At 48.2% G+C, this 24,704-nt stretch carries 22 protein-coding genes; 4 read left to right on the top strand and 18 right to left on the bottom strand.

The features are described from left to right. Positions 1-227 precede the first annotated feature (227 nt). Positions 228-1,298: an acyltransferase family protein gene (locus ACO0K3_RS14575; protein WP_422985786.1), complete on the top strand. Its 1,071-nt coding sequence runs from the start codon at positions 228-230 to the stop codon at positions 1,296-1,298. A gap of 199 nt (positions 1,299-1,497) precedes the next feature. Here the strand turns inward: ACO0K3_RS14575 and ACO0K3_RS14570 are convergent, their stop codons facing one another. The 11 genes from ACO0K3_RS14570 to ACO0K3_RS14520 all read right to left on the bottom strand — a co-directional run bounded on the left by ACO0K3_RS14570 (position 1,498) and on the right by ACO0K3_RS14520 (position 12,453). Continuing rightward, on the bottom strand, positions 1,498-2,097 hold the full coding sequence (locus ACO0K3_RS14570) for a lysophospholipid acyltransferase family protein (RefSeq protein ID WP_422985784.1): 600 nt from the start codon (positions 2,095-2,097) through the stop codon (positions 1,498-1,500). A gap of 170 nt (positions 2,098-2,267) precedes the next feature. Then, on the bottom strand, positions 2,268-2,879 hold the full coding sequence (locus ACO0K3_RS14565; protein WP_422985782.1) for an AAA family ATPase: 612 nt from the start codon (positions 2,877-2,879) through the stop codon (positions 2,268-2,270). 25 nt (positions 2,880-2,904) lie between these two features. Continuing rightward, positions 2,905-3,621 (bottom strand): pseudouridine synthase, encoded by a 717-nt coding sequence (locus ACO0K3_RS14560; protein WP_422985780.1) that lies wholly within the window; start codon positions 3,619-3,621, stop codon positions 2,905-2,907. 93 nt (positions 3,622-3,714) lie between these two features. Next, entirely contained in the window at positions 3,715-5,688 is a 1,974-nt protein-coding gene (locus ACO0K3_RS14555) for an ATP-binding protein (protein ID WP_422985778.1), read from the bottom strand. Between the two features lie 17 nt (positions 5,689-5,705). Beyond that, complete coding sequence (locus tag ACO0K3_RS14550) at positions 5,706-6,503, bottom strand: substrate-binding periplasmic protein (protein ID WP_422985775.1); 798 nt, start codon at positions 6,501-6,503, stop codon at positions 5,706-5,708. 385 nt (positions 6,504-6,888) lie between these two features. Next, positions 6,889-7,512 carry a glycine zipper 2TM domain-containing protein gene (locus tag ACO0K3_RS14545; protein WP_422985773.1) on the bottom strand — a complete coding sequence of 208 codons (624 nt, stop codon included), beginning with the start codon at positions 7,510-7,512 and terminating at the stop codon, positions 6,889-6,891. Positions 7,513-7,804: 292 nt separating this feature from the next. Then, on the bottom strand, positions 7,805-8,998 hold the full coding sequence (locus ACO0K3_RS14540; protein WP_422985771.1) for a PLP-dependent aminotransferase family protein: 1,194 nt from the start codon (positions 8,996-8,998) through the stop codon (positions 7,805-7,807). 88 nt (positions 8,999-9,086) lie between these two features. Continuing rightward, complete coding sequence (locus ACO0K3_RS14535; protein WP_422962006.1) at positions 9,087-9,545, bottom strand: RidA family protein; 459 nt, start codon at positions 9,543-9,545, stop codon at positions 9,087-9,089. Positions 9,546-9,737: 192 nt separating this feature from the next. Beyond that, positions 9,738-10,619 carry a DMT family transporter gene (locus ACO0K3_RS14530; protein ID WP_422985769.1) on the bottom strand — a complete coding sequence of 294 codons (882 nt, stop codon included), beginning with the start codon at positions 10,617-10,619 and terminating at the stop codon, positions 9,738-9,740. 61 nt (positions 10,620-10,680) lie between these two features. Continuing rightward, positions 10,681-11,277 (bottom strand): LysE family translocator, encoded by a 597-nt coding sequence (locus tag ACO0K3_RS14525; RefSeq protein WP_422985767.1) that lies wholly within the window; start codon positions 11,275-11,277, stop codon positions 10,681-10,683. 201 nt (positions 11,278-11,478) lie between these two features. Next, entirely contained in the window at positions 11,479-12,453 is a 975-nt protein-coding gene (locus ACO0K3_RS14520) for a threonine dehydratase (RefSeq protein WP_422985765.1), read from the bottom strand. Between the two features lie 328 nt (positions 12,454-12,781). Here ACO0K3_RS14520 and ACO0K3_RS14515 point away from each other — a divergent pair, with 328 nt between their 5' ends. Continuing rightward, positions 12,782-14,200 carry a PLP-dependent aminotransferase family protein gene (locus tag ACO0K3_RS14515; RefSeq protein WP_422985763.1) on the top strand — a complete coding sequence of 473 codons (1,419 nt, stop codon included), beginning with the start codon at positions 12,782-12,784 and terminating at the stop codon, positions 14,198-14,200. 30 nt (positions 14,201-14,230) lie between these two features. Here ACO0K3_RS14515 and ACO0K3_RS14510 read toward each other — a convergent pair whose 3' ends face one another. Then, complete coding sequence (locus ACO0K3_RS14510) at positions 14,231-15,325, bottom strand: GGDEF domain-containing protein (RefSeq protein WP_422985761.1); 1,095 nt, start codon at positions 15,323-15,325, stop codon at positions 14,231-14,233. Between the two features lie 527 nt (positions 15,326-15,852). Here ACO0K3_RS14510 and cysS point away from each other — a divergent pair. Continuing rightward, on the top strand, positions 15,853-17,250 hold the full coding sequence (gene cysS, locus ACO0K3_RS14505; protein WP_422985759.1) for a cysteine--tRNA ligase: 1,398 nt from the start codon (positions 15,853-15,855) through the stop codon (positions 17,248-17,250). Positions 17,251-17,354: 104 nt separating this feature from the next. Here cysS and ACO0K3_RS14500 read toward each other — a convergent pair whose 3' ends face one another. Further along, positions 17,355-18,089, bottom strand: coding sequence for a substrate-binding periplasmic protein (locus tag ACO0K3_RS14500; RefSeq protein ID WP_422985757.1), 735 nt, complete (start codon positions 18,087-18,089; stop codon positions 17,355-17,357). A 108-nt stretch (positions 18,090-18,197) separates the two neighbouring features. Continuing rightward, complete coding sequence (locus ACO0K3_RS14495; protein ID WP_422985755.1) at positions 18,198-18,995, bottom strand: hypothetical protein; 798 nt, start codon at positions 18,993-18,995, stop codon at positions 18,198-18,200. Positions 18,996-19,458: 463 nt separating this feature from the next. Between ACO0K3_RS14495 and htpG the strand changes: the two genes are divergently transcribed. Next, on the top strand, positions 19,459-21,375 hold the full coding sequence (gene htpG, locus ACO0K3_RS14490) for a molecular chaperone HtpG (protein WP_422985753.1): 1,917 nt from the start codon (positions 19,459-19,461) through the stop codon (positions 21,373-21,375). A gap of 182 nt (positions 21,376-21,557) precedes the next feature. Here the strand turns inward: htpG and ACO0K3_RS14485 are convergent, their stop codons facing one another. The 4 genes from ACO0K3_RS14485 to ACO0K3_RS14470 all read right to left on the bottom strand — a co-directional run bounded on the left by ACO0K3_RS14485 (position 21,558) and on the right by ACO0K3_RS14470 (position 24,675). Next, on the bottom strand, positions 21,558-22,184 hold the full coding sequence (locus ACO0K3_RS14485; RefSeq protein ID WP_422985751.1) for a glycoside hydrolase family 25 protein: 627 nt from the start codon (positions 22,182-22,184) through the stop codon (positions 21,558-21,560). A gap of 64 nt (positions 22,185-22,248) precedes the next feature. Beyond that, positions 22,249-23,214: a hypothetical protein gene (locus tag ACO0K3_RS14480; protein WP_422985749.1), complete on the bottom strand. Its 966-nt coding sequence runs from the start codon at positions 23,212-23,214 to the stop codon at positions 22,249-22,251. Positions 23,215-23,376: 162 nt separating this feature from the next. Continuing rightward, positions 23,377-23,607 carry a hypothetical protein gene (locus ACO0K3_RS14475; protein ID WP_422985747.1) on the bottom strand — a complete coding sequence of 77 codons (231 nt, stop codon included), beginning with the start codon at positions 23,605-23,607 and terminating at the stop codon, positions 23,377-23,379. 75 nt (positions 23,608-23,682) lie between these two features. Then, positions 23,683-24,675 (bottom strand): hypothetical protein, encoded by a 993-nt coding sequence (locus tag ACO0K3_RS14470; RefSeq protein ID WP_422985745.1) that lies wholly within the window; start codon positions 24,673-24,675, stop codon positions 23,683-23,685. Positions 24,676-24,704: the final 29 nt, after the last annotated feature.

Raw genomic sequence — 24,704 nt, 5'->3', positions numbered from 1 at the left:
CTGATGACACTCAATATGATTACCCGAAGGTAGCGGCACATTGTAACTAGATCATAAAATTATTTCCATGCAGAAATAAAAATTACTCGCTGCACGCTCAATTTTACTAATCCTGAGGAATCTGGCAAAGCTTCGTTACAAACTCGATGTACGCAATCGCCTGCGATTCGTTATCATGGCGTCTTTTCAAAAATAACGCTTATTTACAAAGAGTTAGAGAATTACTGATGTCTTCCCAAAGCAGAAACCTCCGCATCGACAATATCAAAGCTGTTTTGATATTTCTGGTCGTGTTCGGACATTTAATTGAACTCCATATCACCGGGGATCATTTCCTGCGCTCAGTATGGATTTTTATCTACTCTTTTCACATGCCGATGTTTGCACTGGTATCTGGCATGCTCTCAAAAGCATCTCTGGATGATAAGCAAAGCAATCAGTTAGTCAAAAATATTGTGATTCCTTTATTCGTATTTGAAGTTTTATACGAGGGCATAGAATTGTTGCTAAAAGGTAGCCTCAGCGTTTATAGCGGGTTGTTTGCGCCGTATTGGATGCTCTGGTATCTGATGAGCCTGCTTTGCTGGCGTCTGATGTTGCCGGTTTTTGCACGGCTTCAGTTTCCTGTGGTCATTGCGGTTGGTCTATCCCTGCTTGCCAGTTATTCAGAAAGTACCGGCTATTTTTTAAGCATTGCCCGCACCCTCAGCTTCTTCCCGTTCTTTTTACTGGGGTGGAAACTTGGCCCAGCGTTGTTTGACCGTACTAAAAAGCGCGTATTGCTGATCAGTCTGCCAGTCGTTGCAGTGGCAATTATTGCGTCATTTTTACTCAAAAGTGATTTCGACTACCGTTGGTTTTACGGAAGTTATTCACTGAATCGTCTGGGTATGGCGAATATGACCGGGACTCTTTATCAAATCGCACAATATCTGGCATCCGGCGTAATCGGCCTGGCATGTTTACACTTGCTATCACGCAAGAACTGGGGACTGGCAACAATCGGGCAGCGCTCTATCTACGTATTTTTATGGCATGGTCTGGCCTTGATCGTACTACAAGAAACCGGCGTTTTGAATGCAATTTTTACGCTGGACAAGGCACTAACCAGTCTCACTGCACTCGCTGTCAGCGCCTTAATTGTCTGGCTTGCTGCGCACCCCTGGTGCGAAGCTCTGACACAAAAACTCTTGCTCAAGCCGATGTCCTGGTTATTGATCAAACAATTGAATGGCAACCATCCTACGCCGTCCAAGGAAGTAAAAACAGAAACGACAGTGGCGCCGGCAGAACCATAAAATCGGAATCACAAGAGCCAGTATCATTGAGACATTAGATAGCTGCCTTAAAGAAACTTCGTCACTACAGGCAGCCCTATCTGTTATTCCACTTAATAACTTCTATTTACTACGTCAATAAGCGACAGTCACAACTGTTGTTGGTGCGTGAAGAACTTCTGTTCATCCAAAATGAGGCGTGAAAAAAGATTCCAGCTTCTTATTTAATCTGAATCGTACTAGCGTCAAATTGCTTAGGATTTTTGCCGGTAATTCCCTCGTAAAACGCCTGGATCTCCGTCATGTCCGCCGTAATATCGCCGGACAATTCAAACATCCTGCCGATACCGCCAGCCTTCCTTTTAAAGTCGAGATACCCGAGCGCAATCGGCACACCTGCACCTTGTGCAATATAGTAAAACCCCGTCTTCCAGTGCGTAACTTTGCCACGCGTGCCCTCAGGTGGAACGATCACGGTCAAGCGCTGATTCTGTTGAAATGCGTCAACAGTACCCTGCACCAGATTGCCTGAACGCTCGCGATTCACAGGAATACCACCTAACCAGCGCATGACAGCACCGACAACAGGCGGGAATAAACTTGCTTTACCCATCCAGTACACATTCAGGCGCAAGGCAAAACAAACCATTAAGGTCACAGGAAAATCCCAGTTACTCGTATGTGGTGCCGCGATGAGTACATATTTAGGTGCGGCAGGCGCATTGCCCTCTACCGTCCAACCCATCAAGCGCAAGCACAAAAGAGAAACCCAGCGCATAAACGTATTAATGACAGGCGTATCGAAAATGGTGTGATGCATGAACTAAGTCTTTGATATTAAAAAGGAAACAGAGAAACTGATGCAAACGGCATTATAGAGATGAGTGCTTCCCAAGGGAAATATTTCTCGCAACATTTTTCCCGTCTACTCTGTTGCAGAGTAAAGAATTAGTGCTTGTTTGAATTGCCAGTGATATGGTAACCGCGCTGTCAGCGCTCTATCCAGGCAAGAATATCTTGCCACTGAGCGACATCTTTTTCGACACGGGAAGGCGCCACATCCCATAGAGTTGCGCCATGCGCAGCCAGTTGTATATAGTTTTGCGTATCCCTAAGATAGGCCAGTACAGGCAGACCAAGCTGGCCCACATAATGGGCAAGCTGATCAGCGGCACGACTGCGTGCGTTCACTCGCATGCCCAAGACAGCCAGCTGGTAACGCCGGTCATGCTTATTCAGTTTTTTGATGAATTCTTCTGTTGCCAGAATATCGAAAATCGACGGCTGCAAGGGGATAACGACTTTATCCGCGATTTTTAAGACTGCATCGAGCTTTTTACCACTAAGGCCGGCGGGAGTATCGAGGACAACGTGGGTAGTACCTTTGGGCGGTTTGGCGATATGTCCGTCTTCAATATCCCATGCGCTGATCGAGGGTAAATTGGCAGGACGCAAAGAAAGCCAGGTACGGGATGATTGCTGAATGTCGGTATCGCCCAGCACGACCTTGTGGCCTTGATGCGCAAGATAGCCTGCCAGGTTCGTCGCAAACGTACTCTTACCGACGCCGCCCTTGGGATTCACCACTGCGATAACCGACATACCGACTCCTTTAGAAAACCATCACCTAAGCAGGAACTAATAATGCCATTTGTTGCTGCGAGAGATAACACCACTCACCTTCTGCCAAGCCTAACGAATCCAGCGTCAATTGTCCAACTGCGGTTCTTTGCAGTGCAGCACAATGATTGCCTGCAGCCGCCAGCATACGTTTGACCTGATGATATTTGCCTTGCTCCAGCACGATTTCTATTTGCGTATCGGATACTTGCCGGCAGGTCTGTGCCGCCAGTGGAGCAGGCTCATCATGTAACTGTACGCCGGACAACAATTTCTGCACCAGCTCCTCAGTCACTGGTTCGGCTGTCGTAGCGACATAGACCTTGGGAATATGCCGTTTCGGCGAGGATTGCGCATGGATAAATGGCCCGTCATCAGACATTAGCAACATGCCTGTCGTATCATGATCGAGGCGACCAACTGGCTGCACATCGCGCCAGGTAAATTGTTCGGGCAATATCGTCAAGACTCCCGGATGATGGCTAGGCTTACGGGAACATTCAAAATTTGCCGGTTTATTTAAAACGATATAAAGATGCTCACGGTATTCCCACTCTTCATCAAAGATATGAAAACGTAATCCCTCGGTTTCAACCGTTGTTTTATAGCTGGACATCACCTCACCGGCGATGCTCAGCTCACCATCATCAATCAAATCACGACAATATTTTCGTGTGCCAAATCCCTGCGATTGCAGGAGACGATCTAAAGATATTTTACTCATGGCGGGACTGTAACAGATGCAGGAAAAACTACAAAATTTTCAAAGCTGTGCCATTGAATTCGATGATGTGCGAAACATAATGGACATACAACGCTAAGGCGGGAGACGAGGCAAACTCATGGTAAATGTCGTGCCTTGGTTAATGACACTTTCCACCGTAATTTTGCCATCAAGCACACCCGTCACCAGGTTGTAGACAATATTTAAACCCAGGCCACTGCCGCCCTGCCCCAATTTTGTCGTAAAAAACGGATCAAATATCCGTCCAAGATTTTCTTCCGGTATACCTTTGCCATTATCAGTCAGCACGATCGTGACCGTATCAGACTCATCCATCGTTGCCGAAATACTGACGATCCCGCGGGCGTCAGTATCAAAGGCATGAATAAACGCATTGTTAATTAGATTCGTCAGCACTTGTCCTAAAGGGCCGGGATAACTGTCCATCATGATTTTTGGCGGTATATCGCAGACCACCTCATGGCGGGTTTTACGTATCGTCGGCCCCAGCGTCAGTACGTTTTCGGCTACGGTCTCATCGAGTATAAACAAACGCCGGTTAGCACTGGTCTGATCGACGGCTACTTGTTTAAAACTTACAATCAGTTCCGATGCCTTGCTTAAGTTGCGCATCAGAATATCAGTGCCTGCACGTGAGTTTTGTAGAAATTCATCGAGCGTAGAACGCCGCATACCGCTTTGCATTCCCTGTAAAATCGCTTCCGTTTGCTGCTGCATCGTACTAGCAACCGTCACACTGATACCGATAGGCGTATTTAACTCATGCGCGACCCCGGCGACCAGGGAACCTAAGGCTGCCATTTTTTCAGTGCGTAATAATTCATGTTGCGCGCGCTGCAAATTTTCCAGCACGATCGTTAACTCAGTATTAGCGACTTCCAGCTCACTAGTACGTTCCGAGACCCGGTGTTCGAGGCTGGTATTGAGAGTCAGAATTTCGGATTCATTGTGACGCTTTTCGGTAATATCCTCTTGTACCAGAACCAGCAGCGACTCATCTCCCAGACGCACCAGGCGACCAGAGATATTACATAGCAAGATTTTTTCCTGGTGACCGCAATGCAACCATGCTTCGTAATCGTGAACCTCATTATGGTTTTCGATCTTCGATATCACGCTATCAAAATCATCCGGATTACGCCATAAGGACATTTGCTTTTCGCGGCTATGCAAAATTTCATCATGCGTCCATCCAAACTGCCGGACCCAGGCATCATTTACATCAACCATGACAAAAAAATTTGTCTTACGAAAAACGGTCATCGCCACCGGAGACGCATGAAAAATTGCCGTGAATTTTTCCTCTGTAAAACGTAAAGCTTGCTCTGCGCGCAAGCGCTCGTTCAACTCAATCTGGAGTACCTCGTTCTTATGATCGCGCTCCGTAATGAGGGCGCCGAGATCGAGGCGCATTTTATCGAGACTTTCTGACAGATTGCCAATTTCGTCGTCCCGGCGCCGGACTAAAGGCTGGTGTAATTTGCCTCGTGCAAGATCCGCCGTCGCCAGTTGTAATTCTTTGATAGGTCGTACGATCCGGCGCTCAAACAGGAGCAAAATAAACCCGAAAGAAATCAAGACCTGTGCCAGCAAGGCTCCGCTCATTTTCAGCAAATCGGCAATCAGATCACTCTTTAAACGACCGGCACTGAGTTCAACAATAACTTTGCCGATACGCTTATTTTCCAGTCCCGTCAGATACAGCGAACGTTCTTCATGGAATAGCTCACCAATGCGGCGTGATGCAACTTCGGCATGGACAAATTGATTTTGGGATTCGTCTTCAACGGTCACGCTGACGACTTCTGGATTGCGCATGACTGCCTGCACAAATTCGTTGGCAACTTCTTTATCGACATTCCAGACTGGCACCGCCATCGCCCTTGCGAGCATGTCAGCATATTGGGACATAGGAGTAAGTACGCGTAAATTCAGTTCGCGCTCATACCGATCCTGCACTAGAAATCTACCCAAGACCACGGCGGGTAATAAAATTCCCAGCGCAACACCTAAGATCAGAATTTGTCGAAGTGTAAGCTTACCCAATATCGTCTTATGTCACTTTATTTTGCTTGTTTGCGCCAAGCCTGAATATTATTGTCGATGAGCTTGCTCATTACATTTTGCTTGTTAAGCTTGATCATGGCCTTGGCGATTCGTCCGCGCATATCACCATTGTTGCAGGCAGATTTATGCGAAAAGGTGAGGAACAAACTTTCATTGCTGATGGCTGGGTTCACCGTTTTCAAGCCGGTGATATTTAATTTAGCGGCATAAGCAAGACCAGGATCTTCTTCATAAATCAGATAGTCTGCGCGGGATAATGTCAGCATCTTCAAGGCCTGCTCCAAGCCCGGGACTGTGGTGATTTTTAAAGACTCTTTCGCATAACGATCGAATTCGTCACCGAAACTATTATTAATGACAGTAACACCCAGGCGACTTTTTAAATCACTCCATTTTTTATAGGGAAATACGGCATTATCTCTGGTCCAGATTACCGAACGCGTCTCACGAAACGCAGGATAAAAATAGTCCATGTAATCAAGACGCGGCTGGGTGAAAAATGCACCTGCAATCAAGTCAATCCGCCCGAGTTTTGCTTCCTCCTGTACTCGCCCCCAGGGGCCGGCGTATTTGACCTCGATGCTGATACCAATTTCCTTGGCAAGCAATTGCATTAGATCGGCATTGGCACCAATCAATTTAGTTTCATCATCGGGATCGCGCCATAAAAAAGGCGGGTAATCGGGATTGCCAGTGGCAATCAGGGTTTTACATGCAGCGACTGGCGATTGGGATTGGGGCTGAGCCGGAGTTTGAGCGTAAGCAGAGTTAGCTAGCGATACACATAAAATCATTGAAACCGTACCGCATATTTGCAAAGCCGACGCAAATACTCTTTTCTTGATGGGATGCATAATGCATTACCTCATAAGTGGTAAAAAAGCCCTGAGCTTAGTCAAGGCACCCGACTGGCACGCACGATCTTAACAACAAAGATGTAGACAGGGAGAAACTAGCAGCGCAATGTTACAAAATTGAGACAAGGTAGCGCCATGCGTAATAGTACGTATCTGTGCTCAGGCGCACAGATACGTACATAGACACTTGGTTTTACGTCATTCTCAAGATTGGATGGCCCGCGAATCAGGTTCGTATGCTGACACGCCGGCGCCAGTGGGAAAGAAAGTCACTACCAGCGATCAGGTACTGCTGCGTCGAAAATGCGATCTATCTGACTGCTCAACGTCGAACGATACTGCTACCCGCATTTTTTACCAGATCACCATGATTCAAGCCTGGATCGTGGTCGAAGTTAAATGTATTTCTTTCACCGTTATCGTACTGCACCGTCACTTCCCATATTTTGCTCGATTTCGCTTTTTGTTCAATTTTACGACCCGCATAGGCTCCGCCTGCAGCACCGGCAATCGTCGCCAGATCGCGCCCCGTGCCGTTACCTACCTGATTACCAAGAATCGCTCCTGCTACGCCACCAGCGATGACGCCTAGCGCGCTGCCCTCACCGTCCTTATCGTTCACGTTAACGGCAACAACTTTGCCGCAGCCGATGCAGGAATCGAGTTGTTTGGTCGAAACGGTTACGGCCTTGTTTGAATTTACATTGGAATTTGAATTGGCTTTGGCAGCGGCAAGAGCGCTGTTGTATTCTGACTTAGCATCTCGCAGGCACTGCATTCTGGCGGCAGAGCTTGCTTCTTCTGCGCAAAGTTTTTTATCTTCGGCATAACGGTTCGCGGCATTTTTTGTATCTACTGTGTACTGCTGTTTTGAGCTCAGCGCTTGAGCCTGTGCGCCGCCAGCGATTGTCAGTGTTATCGCCAAAAATAAGATCGATCGTTTCATCAGTTCACTCCACATTAAAAGATTAAAAAGCTATTGCCTGTTCTATAACGGCCGCAAGATAAAATGGATTACCTATCTGACAATAATTGACAGTTTAGTCCATCAACAGCGAATTACCAGACGAAAAAAAACGAATGCGCCGTGAAGTGCACTCGTTTTTTACTATTCAGCAGTACCAGACCAATACTGCGTCTTACCACCTCATCCTTGGTTGGATATTGAAGATATTGAAGATATTGAAGATATTGAAAATGTTAATCCTGGTCTGATTGATTTAACAGAGCTAAAAAATTTACATCTTAGCTTTAATCAGCTTACCCAGTTTTTCAATCCCTTCGTTGATGCGCTCTGGAGATACAGTGACGAAGCTCAGGCGCAAGGTATTGGTCGCCGGATTATTCGCATAGAAAGGACCACCCGGTACGAAGGCAACATTTTGCGCAATCGCCTCATCGAGTAATTGTTTGCTATCGATATGCTTAGGCAAAGTCACCCAGATGAACATACCGCCTTCAGGCCGCGTCCATGTGACGCCCTCAGGGAAATGCTTCGTCATCGCATTGAGCATGACATCGCACTGACCAGAGTAAAAACTACGGATAGTCGGAATATGCTCACCGAGGAAGCCGTCCTTAATGACTTCGTAGACGACCATCTGCGTCAGTGTTGCTGTATGCAGATCGGCAGCCTGCTTGGCTTGCTCTAATTTACGGATCAGTGGCGCTGGTCCAACGACATAACCAAGGCGAATGCCCGGCGTCAATACCTTGGAAAATGAGCCCATGTAGATCACGCCATTCGGATTCATGTTCAGCATCTTTGGCAATGGTTCGCCGCTGTAACACAAATCGCCGTAAGGATTATCCTCAATCAATGGGATTCCCATGCGGGCGCAGGTCTCAACCAACTCCATACGACGATCGAGCGATAAAGTACGGCCAGTCGGGTTTTGGAAATTCGGCAGTGCATACATCAATCGTGCGCCATGACCTTTTGTCGCAACCGAAGCCGGGATCAGGCCATGATCATCGGTATCAACTGATTCAAAATGCGGCTGATACACCGAGAACGCCTGCAAGGCGCCAAGATAGCTTGGTGTCTCCACCAGAATCTTGCTACCCTCGTCAATCAGTACTTTACCCAGCAGATCCAGTCCCTGCTGTGAGCCAGATACCATCAGAATCTGCTCGGGCAAAATCTTGGAATCTGCTGTCGACAAGGAGTCCGCAATAAATTCACGCAAAGGGGCATAACCGTCAGTTGGGCCATACTGCAATGCCGACTTACCTTGTTGCGACAATACCTTGTCGAACGCCGCACGCATACGATCTACCGGAAAAGTCTCTGGCGACGGCAAGCCACCGGCAAATGAAATCACTTCAGGACGCATGGTCACTTTTAGAATTTCCCTAATCACAGAGCTTTGCAACTGCTCTGCTCGTTCAGAAAATTTCCACTCTATCGGGGTCGGGTTTTCAAGTTTCATGCTGGTCTCACTGAAGTTTTTCAAACAATTTTATAATTTTATGACGGAATAACTGGCTAACTTAGCTGAATCGGCAGACTCAGTTGACTTAAGCAATCTCAGCAATCAATTCAATCTCAACACAAGCACCCATAGGGATTTGTGCCACGCCAAAAGCGGAGCGCGCATGCTTGCCTTGCTCACCAAAAATCTCACCGAACAATTCGGATGCGCCATTCGTGACCAAATGTTGCTCGGTAAAATCACCAGTGGAGTTCACAAGACTCATGACTTTGACGATGCGTTTAACGCGATTCAGATCGCCGCCGCAAGCCGCCTGCAGCGTGGCGATGAGGTCAATCGCAACCGCACGGGCCGCAGCTTTGCCTTCTTCAGTGCTAATATTTTTACCTAATTGACCTACCCACACTTTGCCATCTTTTTTGGCGATATGACCGGACAAAAACACGGTATTGCCAGTTTGAGCGTACATAACATACGCAGCAGCAGGCACAGCAACGGTTGGCAACTCAATATTCAAGGCTTGAAGTTTTTCGTAAAAAGACATGGTTTGTTCCAAAAAGTAAGGTGGTGCACCCGGCAAACACAGGCGACTGAGTAATGCTAACTAAAGCTATGTGAATAGCGAAGATAAACTAAGGTCAGTCGTATATTGTAAGCTCCTCACCACCCGATTAACACCCCCAATAAGCATGAAACCGCTTGATTTAATTTGGAGAGTGATGGATTTTAAACAAGTTCACCGTTGAATCTTCATACGGCGGCCTATCCCCACCACAAGGATCACGGCAAGGGCAAATGCGACGTTGCTCAGGGTTAAATTTTCACCTACCAGCAAGGCAGCGCCAAGCAGCGTCAAAAATGGCTGAATTAATTGCACCTGCCCGACCCGGGCAATACCACCGATTGCCAGCCCCTTGTACCAAAAGAAGAACCCGATGAACATAGAAAACAGTGAGACATACGCAAAACCAAGCCAGGCATGCGCCGACGCCTGCAAGCCATAGCGCCAGCCCAGCCAGACCGTTACCGGCAGCAAGACCGGCATCGACAAGACCAGTGCCCAGCAAATCACCTGCTGACCACCCATTGCCTGCGACAAACGTCCACCCTCGGCATATCCCATGGCAGCCGCAATCACGGCGGCAAACAACGCGAAATCTGCCAGATGAAAACTTCCGCCACCTTGTTGCAACGCAAACGCAACGACCAGACCACTGCCAATCAGAGCCATAATCCAGAACCCCACCGACGGACGCTCATCAAAACGAAGCGCCGCGAATAAGGCGGTTGCCAGAGGCAAAATACCCAACACGACCGCTCCGTGTGAAGCTGGTACATAATGCATCGCAATCGACGAGAACACCGGAAAGCCGACCACTACGCCCAGCGCCGTAATTAGTAATCCACGTAACTGCTGACGATCCGGCCATTGCGCCCGCATCTGCCACAGCAAGACTGCGGACAAGGTCGCTGCCACCACCGCACGTCCCAGCGCTACAAATACCGGATTGAGCTCTGCCACCGCCATCCGCGTGAATGGCAAGGTCAGGCTAAAAATGGCGACGCCAACCGCCCCCAGCCACATGCCGCGTGTCTCTGCTATTTTTTGTGTTGTCATGAGCTTCTGTTCTGTTTTTGACTATTTTTTGACTATTTTTTTCACTATTTTAAAAAAATAGTTAGCGAGTGAGCATCCATACAGCCGTCAGCGCTAACGCCAGACCCATGCACAGATTGAAATTGCGCAAGCGATTGCCAACCAACAGCCAGCTACGCAAACTCTGTCCCATCCACGCCCACGCCATGACGCTCAATGCGCTAGGGACAATAAACCCCAGACTCATCCACGACATGCGCGCCATAAAATCGGCATGACCAATCGCATAGGTCGAGGTTGCAGCAACCAGCATCATCCAGGCTTTAGGATTCACGATCTGAAATAAGGCGGCCTGCATCAGGCTCAGCGGCTTGATCGCCTCCGAGGATGATAGCTGGCGTGAGAAACAGAGCTTCCAGGCGAGATACAACAGATACGCATTGCCCGCCAGCTTCATCCCCCAGACCAGTAACGGACTCGCCTGCAAAATCGCCATGCCACCCAAACCCACAAGCCACATCAGCGCCACAAAACCAATCGGCACACCCGCAACCTGCGGCAATGCCGCGCGCAGACCATGATTGACCCCGGTTGTGGCCGCAATCGCCACATTCGGTCCCGGCGTAAAAGACGCGATCCAGGCAAAGGTAGTAAAGGCGAGAATTTCAGCGAACTGCATAAGAGCTTTCTTCAGATTGATATAGGGAGCTAATGAACTAATAAATTAATAAACAACAAACAAATGAAAAACGAATGGATCGATTTATCACACCGTCTGTCAAACTGACGAAGAAAAAATATACTAGGGAGGTGTATTTTTTCAATCACTAATGAAAGTATGCGGAATAAGCACTATTTATCTACATACTCCCCTTATTATCTAAATAGCGTCGCTTAATACTTCAGCGAACACCTCATGATCTACATTGCCGCCGCATAGCGGTACGCCGACTTTTAAGCCACGCAAACGGTGCTTATCCCGCATCACGGCAGCCAGCGCCGCAGCACCCGCGCCCTCGGCGACGTTATGCGTGGTGACGAACAATAACTTCATCGCCTCCGCAACGTCGGCATCGGACACCGCCACAATCGTCTCGACATCATCAAAAATAACTGCCAGCGATGCCGGGTCCGGCACACGGCACGCCAAACCATCCGCAAGTACGGTTGTCACGGGAGAGGTAACTAAGCGCCTTTGCTCAAATGAGAGCTGGTAAGCCCGTGCATGACTGGACACCACACCGATAATACGCGTCGCCAAACCCAGCGCATTACGTGCTGCAATAGCCGCACAGATACCAGAGCCCTGCCCCACCGGCACATACACCACGTCCAGCGCAGGCTGAGCCTTGAACAATTCCAGCCATGACGTCGCTACACCGCGGACCAGATCGCGATGCAGGGATGGCACCATGTGCAAACCGCGCTCCTCGGCTAACACCAAGGCGTATTCACGGCTCTCCTGAAATTCATCGCCGTACTCAATCAACTGGGCACCGAGCGCACGCATGGCAGCGTTTTTCTCTTTGCTGTTTCCGCGCGGTACCACAATGGTTGCCGCCAGCCCGACCCGCCGCGCCGCATATGCAATCGACTGCCCGTGATTGCCGCGCGTCGCCGCAATCACACCCCGGACATCGGGTGTACGCTGTAACAACTCCTGCATATACACCAGCCCGCCACGGACTTTAAAAGCGCCGGTCGGTGTATGGTTTTCGTGTTTGAGCCAGACCTCCGTACCAATCGCCTCGCACAGCAAAGGCCAGACGTATTGCGGTGTCGGCGGCAACGCGGCATAAACGATGTCAGCGGCGGTCGTTATCTCGGATAAACTGGGTAAACTAAAATTCATCATATCTCCTGCGGTATCCATTGACCGGTTTAGTTGTTGAGTCGTTTGCTTTAGCGTTTGCTGGATCACCTGTAATATCGTCTGTAGTGTCGCTTGCTATGTCATTTACGGCATTACCTGCGACCTTATTTGCAAGCTCATTTACGCCGTAAAGCAAGCTGATGCTTTTGCATCATGAATCCTGTCACAGCATATTGCGCACCCATCTGTTTGTGCTATCCTAAGCGCAAAAACCAATACAGTACCAATACAATAAAAAAGATAATTTCCACACTGTTACGGCAACTTTCCCAGTACAATTTCTTTGATACAGTTTCTTTGAGGATGAGCTATGAACGGCAGCAGCATTATTTCGCGCGACTCTGGCGGCTCACTGGTGGAGCAGATTGTCCGCAATATCGCAACCCGCATTGACGACAAGCTGTTGCGCAATGGGGCACGTATGCCGTCGATACGCCAATTCGCAGATGAGCAAGGCGTCTCGCGCTTCACCGTGGTCGAAGCCTATGACAGGCTGGTGGCAAAAGGCTATCTGGAATCACGTCGCGGCTCGGGATTTTTTGTGCGCGAACGTGCCTCGATGATGACCCAGCATGACACTACTCCGCAAACTATCGCGGGATCACAGCAGCTTGATGTGGTCTGGCTGGTACGGAATATGTTTCGCCAATTACCGCCGCAAAAAATGCCTGGCTCCGGCGTCCTGCCGCATGACTGGCTGGATGGTGAACTGGTCGCCAATGGACTGCGCTCCATCAGCCGCCTGAATCAGAATCTGTTATTGCACTATGGCACACCACAAGGATTTCTGCCTCTGCGTCAGCAATTGCAATTAAAGCTTGCCGAACTCGAAATCGCCGCCGCACCCGAGCAGATCGTCATGACGACTGGCGTCACCCAGGCGCTGGACCTGGTCGCACGCGAATTTACACGACCGGGTGACACCATCTTCGTTGATGATCCTGCCTGGTTTTTGATGTTTGCCTCCTTCGCGATTCTCGGCGCTAAAGTCATCGGCATTCCGCGTTTGCATGACGGCCCGGACGTGATCAAGCTCGCCGAACTCGCCGCTTTGCATAAGCCCAAGCTCTACATCATCAATTCGGTCATGCACAATCCGACCTCCACATCCTTATCCGCGGCAAAAGCCTTTCAGGTATTAAAGACCGCCGAAGAACATAATTTCATGGTGGTTGAGGATGATATTTATTGCGACATGCATCCCGGCACCGCAGTACAAGCAGCGACGCGCATCGCTGCACTGGATCAATTGAACCGCGTAATTTATTTAGGTGGTTTTTCTAAAACACTGGCAGCCAATTTGCGTGTCGGCTTTATCGCGACCTCACATGAATTAGCCGTGCGCCTGTCAGACCGCAAGATGCTGTCAACCCTGACGACGACCGAAATCGGTGAACGCGTGGTGTATAAAATTTTGTCCGAAGGTCATTACCGCAAACACGTCGATCGCATTCGCGTCAAACTGGACTCTGTACGGGATGATGTGACTAAGCGTATCGAGCATCTCGGAATGAAGGTCGATTACCGCACACCTGCTGGCATGTTCTTGTGGACCGATACTGGCTGTGACACCAATGCCCTGACCGAGAAAGCAATGGAGCAAGGTTTTCTATTGGCGCCAGGCAGTTTGTTCTCGCCGAACCAACTCCCTTCCACCAGAATGCGCATCAATATTGCTGCGATGTCAGATCCCGGCGTCTGGGAGTTTTTGCAAAAAGAAGTGTCATAGAAATGATGCGGGTTTGCAAGGTCGGCAAGCTCAGGCCTCGCCACCGATCACGCTGTCATACGCGTGATCATTCGCCACTCGGGCCTTGGCTAGCGAGGCATCAGCACGCTGCAACATGCTCGATGCGGTATCGCCCTCCTGCATCGTCGCAACGCCCATGCTGACCGTGACACGCAACTCTTTACCAGAATACGCTACCGGCATTGCCAGTACAGTCGCACGGGTACGAGCCGCAATCCGGTCCGCGTCTTCGGCGCTGGCCTCTGGCAAAAGAATACAAAATTCTTCATTGCCATATCGCGCCAGACAATCATAACTGCGGGTTGCCCGCTTCATCCTGCGCGTGACTTCAACCAGCACAATATCGCCCGCATGATGTCCGTGCAGATCACTAATCTGCTTGAGCTGATCCAGATCAAGCACCAGGATCGATAAGGATTTACCCAGACGCACATGACGCTGCAATTCAGAATCTGAGATACGCATAAATTCGCGGCGATTGACAACACCGGTCACCGGATCAATCGTCGATTGACGCTCTATCTCTTGCTCGGCACTGAGAATTTTACGACGATAGCGATGCAGATACGCCGAGATAGCATGCCCTGAATATGCGCCAGCCAACAGCATCGACGTGACGCTGATCGTATAAGCGGACAATGCTGCCTGCTGATATGCCAGCAAACACAAAGACGCCGTCACAAACACAATCATCGGTGCACGCAATACCCGCAAAGGTAGGGGAATCGCAATAAAATAAATCATCACCAGCCAGGCATCAATCAGATAATGCCCAAAATACTCACGCGGCAAACTCGCATTACTGGCAAATTGGGTGAACAACACTGGCACGATCCACAGCAACATATCTCGCTGTAACGTCTCTGCGCTGGGAGTCGTAGCAAGTCGCTTCAACAACACTGCTGATCCAATCACGACTACCGTACGCAAGACCAGCAACGCCAGTAAGCTTATCGTCAGGCCATGAAATAAATAGTCGACATACAGCAGCGGCAAACTCGTCCACAGCACAATCCTGACCAGCTTGCGGCATTGTCCTCTGTCTTGCTTCAGATAATAACTGCGATAGGTCTCATCGCTGACATCGGGATAACGTACTTGCATCGTGCTCTCCCTACTTTTCTTATTTTCACCGGTTGATAAAGCTGACGAATCAACTATTCGATTCGATAGCATTGCGATCCTGTGATCTGATTATATGGTGCCGAACGCAGAGTGCAAACTGAACTGCAAGACAATCTGTTCAAACATTTCTCCGGGCAAACAATTCGACTAGATAGACAACTTCTGTGATAAATTCTTATCTTATTCGCTTGTCCTTATTTACCTATATTCACCCGAATTCACACTCGCCACACTCACTACACTCACTACACTGTGACAACATACAACCACCAGACCAGTATTGCATCCGCTGACAGCACGCCTGTACTCGCAGGCAGTCTGACGTCTGCGCCAGTAATGTCGCCCTGTTGTCGCTGTTGATCCCCTGCTGATCTCGTTTTCGCACACGCTTGACTGCAACAACACCGTCATGGACGGCATGTACCAAAGCTTGTCAATCGCTAACAAGCCATGACGTGCGCCAGTGAACGCCTCACTCTTTCCTTTAATTTAATTTCTCATTCGCTATGCAACTCTATCTCTACGACAATTGGGAACGCCAGCTCCGTTTGTTCACGCCATTACGCCAAGACTGGATCGGTCTGTATTGCTGCGGCCCGACAGTGTATGACTACGCACATATCGGTAACCTGCGTACCTACCTGTTTGAAGATCTCTTACGCCGCACACTAGAATTTAATGGTCACGTGGTGCGCCACGTCATCAATATCACTGACGTCGGCCATCTGGTCTCGGACGCCGACGACGGTGAAGATAAAATGGAAAAAGGCAGTCGCAAAGCTGGTGAATCTGCATGGGATATCGCCGAGAGATTTACCGTCGCCTTTACATCCGACCTGAACAACCTGAACATGCTGCCACCCGCCATCTGGTGCAAAGCGACCGATCACATCGCAGAGCAAATCGATTTTATCGCCGCGATCGAACAAAAAGGATTTACCTACATTACCAGCGACGGCGTATATTTCGACACGTCTCAACAAGAGGATTACGGCTATCTGGCACGTCTCAACCGCGATGGTATTGAGGCTGGCAAGCGCGTCGAACTCGGTGAAAAAAAGCATGCGACCGATTTCGCCCTTTGGAAATTCAGTCCTGCAGATGAACAGCGCCAGATGGAATGGGATAGCCCGTGGGGACGCGGTTTTCCGGGCTGGCATATCGAATGCTCGGCAATGGCAAGCAAATATCTCGAACCGTGGTTCGATATCCATTGCGGCGGCGAAGATCATATCGCCATCCATCACAGCAACGAGATTGCGCAAAATCAGGCATGCCATGGCACACGCCTCGCCAACTACTGGATGCATGGCTACTTCTTACAAATCGACGCAGGAAAAATGTCTAAATCCAGCGGTGACTTTCTAAGACTGCAAACATTAATCGACCAGCAGATTGATCCGCTGGCGTATCGATTCTTATGTCTGTCGGCACACTACCGCAGTCAGATGAATTTTAGCTGGGACGCATTAGAAGCAGCGCAAACTGCACTAGGCAGATTACGTGATACGTACTTCGCCCTGCCAGAAGGCGGCAAGGCCGACGGCAGCTACGTGACTCGCTTCCATACTGAAATCAATCAGGACCTGAATCTACCAAAAGCACTGGTCGTCATGTGGGAAGTTTTAAAATCAACGCTGAATGATGCCGATAAAAAAGCCACACTCAATCAGTTCGACCGCGTACTGGGCCTCGATCTGGCGAACTGGCAACCAGCTACCTTCCTCATACCAGCCGAAGTACAAGCACTGGCAGAACGCCGTCGCCTCTGTCGCCTGAATAAAAACTGGGCAGAATCAGATGCACTGCGTACGGAGATTCAGGGTCTGGGATACGAGATTGAGGATACCGCGGGAGGGATGCAGATCCGGAAGGCGACATCATTTTCCGGCGAATCATTATAGGACATTCACAAATTACAATTCTGCATCATCGCTGTCATTCTCCCCTCTTGTAAAAGAGGGAGTTAAAATAGTTTTCACTACTTAGCGCTACGACCTCTAGTGATCTAACGCTTTTGAAACTCCCCAAAAATCCGCATAATCGTCCCGTCTTTTTTCATCTCTTGTAGCGCCTGCACAAGTGCTTTCGAGTTTGCGCTTTTTGCGAACTCCGGACGACTACGTAATACGTGAGCACCGTAGCCGATCTGTAATACGTTTGCCAGCATTGCTTCAGAGCCTGTTTTTTCTGCTGCGGCAAGGATGGCGGGTTGGCTACCGATCAGGCCGGCGAGTCGTCCTGACTCCAGCATACGAAAACCGTTTTCCAGCGTATTGACTTCGACTTTTTTGATACGCCCGTCCTGCCCGAAAGGACCGTAACTGAGGCGTCGCATGGTGCCTATCCCTTTTTCGGCAGAGATCCAGATCAGATCTTCATAGGATTTTGCGACAACACCGTGAGCGATGACGACCACAATGGGATAAGCGGTGATGTCGGCAAGCTGAACACCTTCTTCCTCAGTAAAATTATTGATCTGAGAAATACTGTAGGCCTCTTTTTCCAGCGGGAATTGGGTGACATGTCGCGAACTCGGGACAACGATGATGTCGAGGGGAATACCAGATCGCTTGCTTAACTCTTTGACGATACGCACGTTAACGCCGTCAAATTTATCCTTTTGCTCTATCGCAAATGCATACGGCGTGACTTCGGTCAGATAGATGTTCACTGCCTCGGATGCCGGCATCCAGATCAGTGTGAGGGAGAGTATCGAAACTAAACGAAAAAGTATATTCATGTTGACGTAATTAGAAAAATGCACGAAGTCACTGCTATGCCAGCACTCTCAGTACCATCAGTATTATTCGCAAACAAAAATCAACAACAATCAGCAATTAAAACCCGTTCAAAGAGGGCGACGTAATTCTTCCTGAAACTCGGCGTAGATACGATCAATCGTGCCATTCCTTTTCATCTCCAGCATCGTGTCGCGTACCTGAATTGCCACAACATTTTTTTCAAAATCAGGGCGAACGCGCAAGACGTAGGAACCATAAGCGATAACGACCATCGGCCCCAAATTGTCTAGACTTCCCCTGCGCTTTGCCGCAGCAAGAATCGCTGGTTGGGTACCTGCCAGCGCCGAGATACGCCCGGCTTCCAACATACGTAATCCGTTTTCTACGGAATTGATATCGACTTTTCGGATGCGGCTGTCCTGTGATAGCGGAGGATAGTTAATACGTCGCATGGCACCAACGCCGTTGATGGCAGCGAGTGCGATGAGGTCGTCATAGGTCTTGAGCCTGGCACCGCGCACTGCGACGACCACGACGGGAATCTGAATCACCTCTGCCAGAATAACGCCGTCTTCGTCACTAAAATTGTCGCGACGAGAAATGCTGAAAGCCTCTTTTGACCTGGGAAATAATTCAATATGGCGTGCTGCGGGAACGATCTTCAGCTCGATAGCGATGGGGCAACGCCGCTTGAGTTCTTTCGCAATGCGCTCGTTGATACTCTCAAAAGTCGCCTGCTCTGACGGCACACTGGTGGCGATCGCGGCCTGTGCCGGATCCTGGGCAAATAAATTACTGACATACAAATCAACTGCCGAGCAAGTTCCCGCCGTCATGAAGACAGCAAACAGCGCAAACCATAAGAACCTTAAAAAGCACAAGGCAGCGATCATTCGACGCATCATGTTCAGTCTTTGTTGGATATTGCTGAGAACGGTGTTGTCATTTGCACTGATCCGATCTGGGCTGATCTTCCCTGGCAGCACCTGCCTATTGGGAATTACACGTTAATCAGTTTTGACCATGAGATAGGATTGTAGTTGCAATTTTAATATATAACAAATTAACAATAGAACTTCACTATTTCTAAGGCGATTTTTACAAGTTGCACCGCGAACACGAATGCTGAAATGCGTCGTGTCCGGTGAACCTTATTACTCACATTCTATTTTTATTAAAAATCCATTTACAGGGAGTATTTTTAAATCCCCACGTAAATAAAGCGGATTAAGCCATTATTTATTGATACTTACTCCTAGTATCGTTATTTACTAATGCCCGGATCTTGAAAAAACTCAACTCAGCCACATAACAGACAAGCAAAATCTTTCTGCTTTTCACCATCCATAAAAATAGTTTGAGGGAAACATGTCCGACCAAAAACAAACCATGGGCTTTCAAGCCGAAGTCAAACAACTGTTGCAGTTGATGATTCATTCGCTGTATTCCAACAAGGAAATTTTCTTGCGCGAACTGATTTCAAACGCTTCCGACGCTGCCGACAAGCTGCGTTTTGAGGCCATCAATAACGCTGCCTTGTTTGAAAACGATCCTGAACTCAAGATCAAAGTCAGTTTCGATAAAACTGCACGTACCATCACCATCGCTGACAACGGCATCGGGATGACACGTGACGACGCGATTGCGCATCTGGGGACGATTGCCAAGTCTGGCACCAAAGAATTTTTCGGCAAACTGTCTGGCGACCAGCAAAAAGATGCAGCCATGATTGGTCAGTTCGGCGTAGGGTTCTATTCCGGCTTTATCGTCGCGGACAAAATCACGGTTGAATCACGTCGTGCTGGCACTGCCGCCGATGCAGGTGTGCGCTGGGAATCCGAAGGCGCTGGCGACTTCAGCGTTGAAGACATCACGAAAGCCGATCGCGGCACATCCATCACGCTGCACCTGCGCGAGGGTGAAGATGACTTCCTCTCTGCATGGAAATTGAAGTCCGTGATCCGCACCTACTCCGACCACATCTCTTTGCCGATTCTGATGCAAAAAGAAGAGTGGGATGAAGAGAAAAAAGAACAGGTGCTGAAAGACGAACTGGAAACGGTCAATCAAGCCAGCGCCTTGTGGGCACGCAGCAAGAGCGAGGTCACACCTGAGCAATACGAAGAATTCTACAAACATATTTCACACGATTACAGCGCTCCGCTGACGCATACGCATAACCGTGTTGAGGGTCGCAGCGAATATACGCAATTACTGTACATCCCCGCCCGAGCACCGTTCGATATGTGGGACCGCAATAAACGTGGCGGTATCAAACTCTATGTCAAACGCGTCTTCATCATGGACGATGCCGAGCAATTAATGCCGGTGTATCTGCGCTTTGTGAAAGGTGTCATCGACTCCAATGATCTGCCCCTGAATGTCTCACGTGAAATTTTGCAGGAAAGCCGCGATATCAAGGCGATTCGCGAAGGCTCGACGAAACGCGTTCTCGGTATGCTGGAAGAATTAGCAAATGCTGAAGGCGACGAAGACTCTCAAGCCAAGAAAGATAAATACGCCAGCTTCTGGACCGAGTTTGGTCAGGTATTGAAAGAAGGCATAGGCGAAGATGCCGCGAACAAAGAACGTATCGCAAAACTATTGCGCTTTGCCTCCACACACAACGATAGCGATGCACAGACCGTCTCTTTCGCCGACTATCTGAGCCGCACTAAAGAAGGACAGGAAAAAATTTACTACGTCACAGCCGAAAGCTATGCCGCAGCAAAAAACAGTCCGCACCTGGAAATCTTCCGCAAAAAAGGCGTCGAAGTCTTATTGCTGACGGATCGTGTAGACGAATGGATGCTGTCTTTCCTGAACGACTTCGACGGCAAAGAACTGGTCTCGGTTGCAAAAGGTGACCTGAACCTCGGCACGCTCGAAGATGAAGCCGAGAAAAAGCAGCACGAAGAAACCGAAACGCAATTCAAAGATCTCGTTGAGAAGATGAAAGCCGCCTTGACCGACAAAGCCAAGGATGTGCGTGTGAGCTTCCGCCTGACTGATTCGCCTGCCTGCCTGGTTGCCGATGACAACGAATTGTCCGGCAACCTGATGCGTATGCTAAAAGCAGCAGGTCAGGTAGCACCAGAATCAAAACCGATTCTTGAAGTCAATCCAGACCATCCTTTAGTTCAACGTCTGAAGTATGAAGAGAAGAAGTTTGACGACTGGGCTAACATCCTGTTCGATCAGGCAATGCTCGCCGAAGGCGGCGCATTAGCAGATCCAAGCAGCTTCGTAAAACGTCTCAATGACATGCTGTTGAACGTGGCATAGTCAAAGTCTGCGTTGTAGCAATCGCGATCTGTTCAAAAAAAGCGCCCAAGGAAACTTCGGCGCTTTTTTATTTAAATCCGCTCGCTCATATCAACAACAAGTAGATGAATCGTCCTGTCACGTTGATCGATAGATTAATCGATTGCCCGGCTTGGTAAGCAATCCTCGTTCTCACCGCCTGTTTATGCGCCGAACAATACAGAGAGTTCAGCCATACTGGATCCTGCAAATTGGTCCAGATCAACAGCACCGCTAACACCTGCTACGCTACCACTTTGTGATGACTGCCAGAAAGTCCAGTTACTCCATCCATTCGGTATTTTGGGCTGACTAACATCGTATTCTGCGATCCACAGCGGATAGGCAGAAAAATCAACGCTACCCAAATACGTATTCCAAAATGAACTGCCGGTATAGATAACAGGAGTACGGCCGAACGCCTTGCTGACGGTATCTAACCAGCTATGTAAATTGCTGGCAAGAGAGGTCGTTCCGAACGCGCCGTTGTAGCACTCTATGTCGACCACGGGTGGCAGATCGTCAGAATCCAGCGAGTCAAGCGCCTCAATGAAATTGTTCGCTTGAGTCAGCGGATCGTCTTTAGTTTCATAAAAATGATAGGCGCCACGCACGACTCCGGCCACTTTCATCGCTTGCCAGTTAGTCCGAAATTGCGGATCAACATAGGTATTGCCATCGCTCGCTTTAGCAAAGGCAAACGAGATCCCTGCATTCCTAACGGCGGACCAATCTACCGCTCCCTGATAATGTGAAACATCAATTCCTTTCAATGGGCTTTTTGATGTCATGTCAGTCCTTATCGGTGGCTCATAGTGAATATTCTTACCTCTCAACATCAGGTCGGATGAGGTTTTATTCTCCGGATTTCTTATTCGTAAATGCCATGAGAAACCGATCCATCAGAGAGAATAAAATTTCGACGTTGTAACCCGCCAAAAATGCCAGCGCAAATGGTGATAAGGATTTAAACAATCCGCCAGAAGTGTCCGGTGTCACGAACCATGCGATGACCATCCCAGCTAATGTGCCAAGAAAAAAACGTATCGTAAATCCGATATTCATGGTTCTGGAATAAGTGCAGGCAGCAATCTCCGATGCCAATGTCCGCAGTATATAAACACAGCTTCCCAGAGCGCCATATAAGAGCGGTAATAAATAGATTTGCAACACCTCGATCATCAATTTCGAGGTGAGAAAATTCGCTAAATTTTCATGCTCGCTATCTTCTGCCTGCTTGCTCAGCACCTTCCTGTTGTCACAATACGGCAGCCACCAGTTGCACCAGGATTTTAAGGAAACACTTCTCAATTCCATAGTCAGCTGATTTTGTCTTTGTAGTGATTGCTTGTAGCTCTCAGCATCCGTCCCCTGACTCACGACGACATCTGTTTGCGCGCTTTGTTGTTTGGCTTGATCTGTCATTTGCGGTTTTGTTTGTTCGGTCCGGACGCTGTACACATCCTCGATTAACTTCGTGCCAAAGAGCCAGTAAATTTGCGCGATGAGTAGCAGACATAGCGTGAGAATAGCGAACGCCTGATACAGAATCACTGTCTTTCTGGCGAGTGATTTTTTTGAGATACCTGCCACGTTTGAGTCATAAATCGACTCCAGACTCTCTGCCGTAACGGGGCTACTTGCCTTGGTCAGGGCATTAAAAGCTATCCAAAACGCCGTTTCATCTGCATCGCTCAACGCCGCATTCGCATGCAGAGTCCCGCTAGTGACGATAATCTTGATGACATTTTCGTCGACTAAATCGCCATGCCGAGCTGCATACGCCAACAGGATTTTTGCTTCTTGGAGGGAGGCTGCCAATCTAGTATTACCATGAACAATTTTCATAGCCGCGATAGGTTCAGCTGGATTACCAGCTGGGATAGTCTCAATTGCATCCATTATCTTCACTCCAGATCGCTTGTTGATAGAACAAGTTAAACGCTGCGTTGGCTAGTTTCAGTGTTTTAGCTATATTGGGCTTTACCATAACTGTTGATCGCTAAAGTGATGGCCTTTATAAAAAATTTCAATTGTGTAATCTTCTGCACCAGGAATTACTCGATTCTCAGCTTGGTTTTCACATTTAATAAGGATACCCTCTCGAATTTCCAAGTGTGCCCGTATGATATCCACTACTGCCTGGTCAGCTACCAACATTTCCCCGATCTGACCGAATCCTTTTTCTTTTAATTCTGTGCGAATTTTCTTCACAACATTTGAATCTGGATCGCGATGATCTGCTGCATTGCAGATTGCGAAAATGAGGCAATTGTTTCCGTCTGAGGACTAAACTATATCTTCTTCAGGCATATCTTGTTCTACGGTAGATATCTTGTTTTGCTTACTCCCAAAACTTTCATTTTTTCTCTTCTTGGACTCTTTTCCATTGGACGTGGACATCATCCCTTCGTCATTTGTTACTAGACCAGTAGCGATTCTCTCCGCATTGGCAATAGTAACTTTTATACATATATTATCTTCCGTGTCCGTACTTATATCTTTCCACAAACTCTGTGCAATATTTAACTCATAGAGTAGATTCTCCCAATTTTGTATCCCACTTGCAGAATCCCGCCAAAAAGAGTCAGATTCTTTGTTTTTTTTATTTTTTTCCTTGCCTTCTATTTCTTTTTGTATGCGCTTACGCCAATCAGAAAATGCATCTCTTTTCTCAGTTATGTAACCGACAAAATCTTTAAGATTCTCAGTTTTATGCATACTACTGCTCTGCTCAGGCCAACGAACTTCTGTGCTAGCGCTACATGTAAGATATTCAGGTATCTGACCACCACCATCTAACTCGTAGTGTTCGCTACTCCTTTCGACGGTAATAGTTGTCTCGAAGCTGACTTGTTTAAATAAGTCGAGGTTAAGGAAAGAATTTTCCCCACGACGACGTGTTAACTCTGGGAACCCAGAATCCTCGTTGCGAATTTCAAGATTTTTAAATCTTTTGTCTGTAAATATACTTTGTATCTTTAATAAAAAATTTCTCAACGGATCTTCAAACTGTTTCAAATGAGCTGAATTTCCACTGCTACTCAATATAGTCATATTCCTTGCGTCGTTTCCTGGCCCGAGAAAATTTGCATTCAATAAGTGCCCTGATTTTAAGTCCTTATAAACTCGTCTTGCTTGCACAATATTTTCGGGTAAGTCGGAATCAGCATCTGAATTTCCGGACAATACTGCGTCCGCGCTCAATGTAATTCTAGATAAGCACCCGCCGTTCGATATTTCCCATGTTCCTGCTTCATATTCAATCGTATTTAATAGCATTTTGTCTCTCTTTCGATTTAACTCAGTAA

Source organism: Undibacterium sp. Rencai35W, assembly GCF_049340185.1.
Taxonomy (GTDB): Bacteria; Pseudomonadota; Gammaproteobacteria; order Burkholderiales; family Burkholderiaceae_D; genus Undibacterium.
This window is presented reverse-complemented; position numbering and strand designations above follow the sequence as displayed.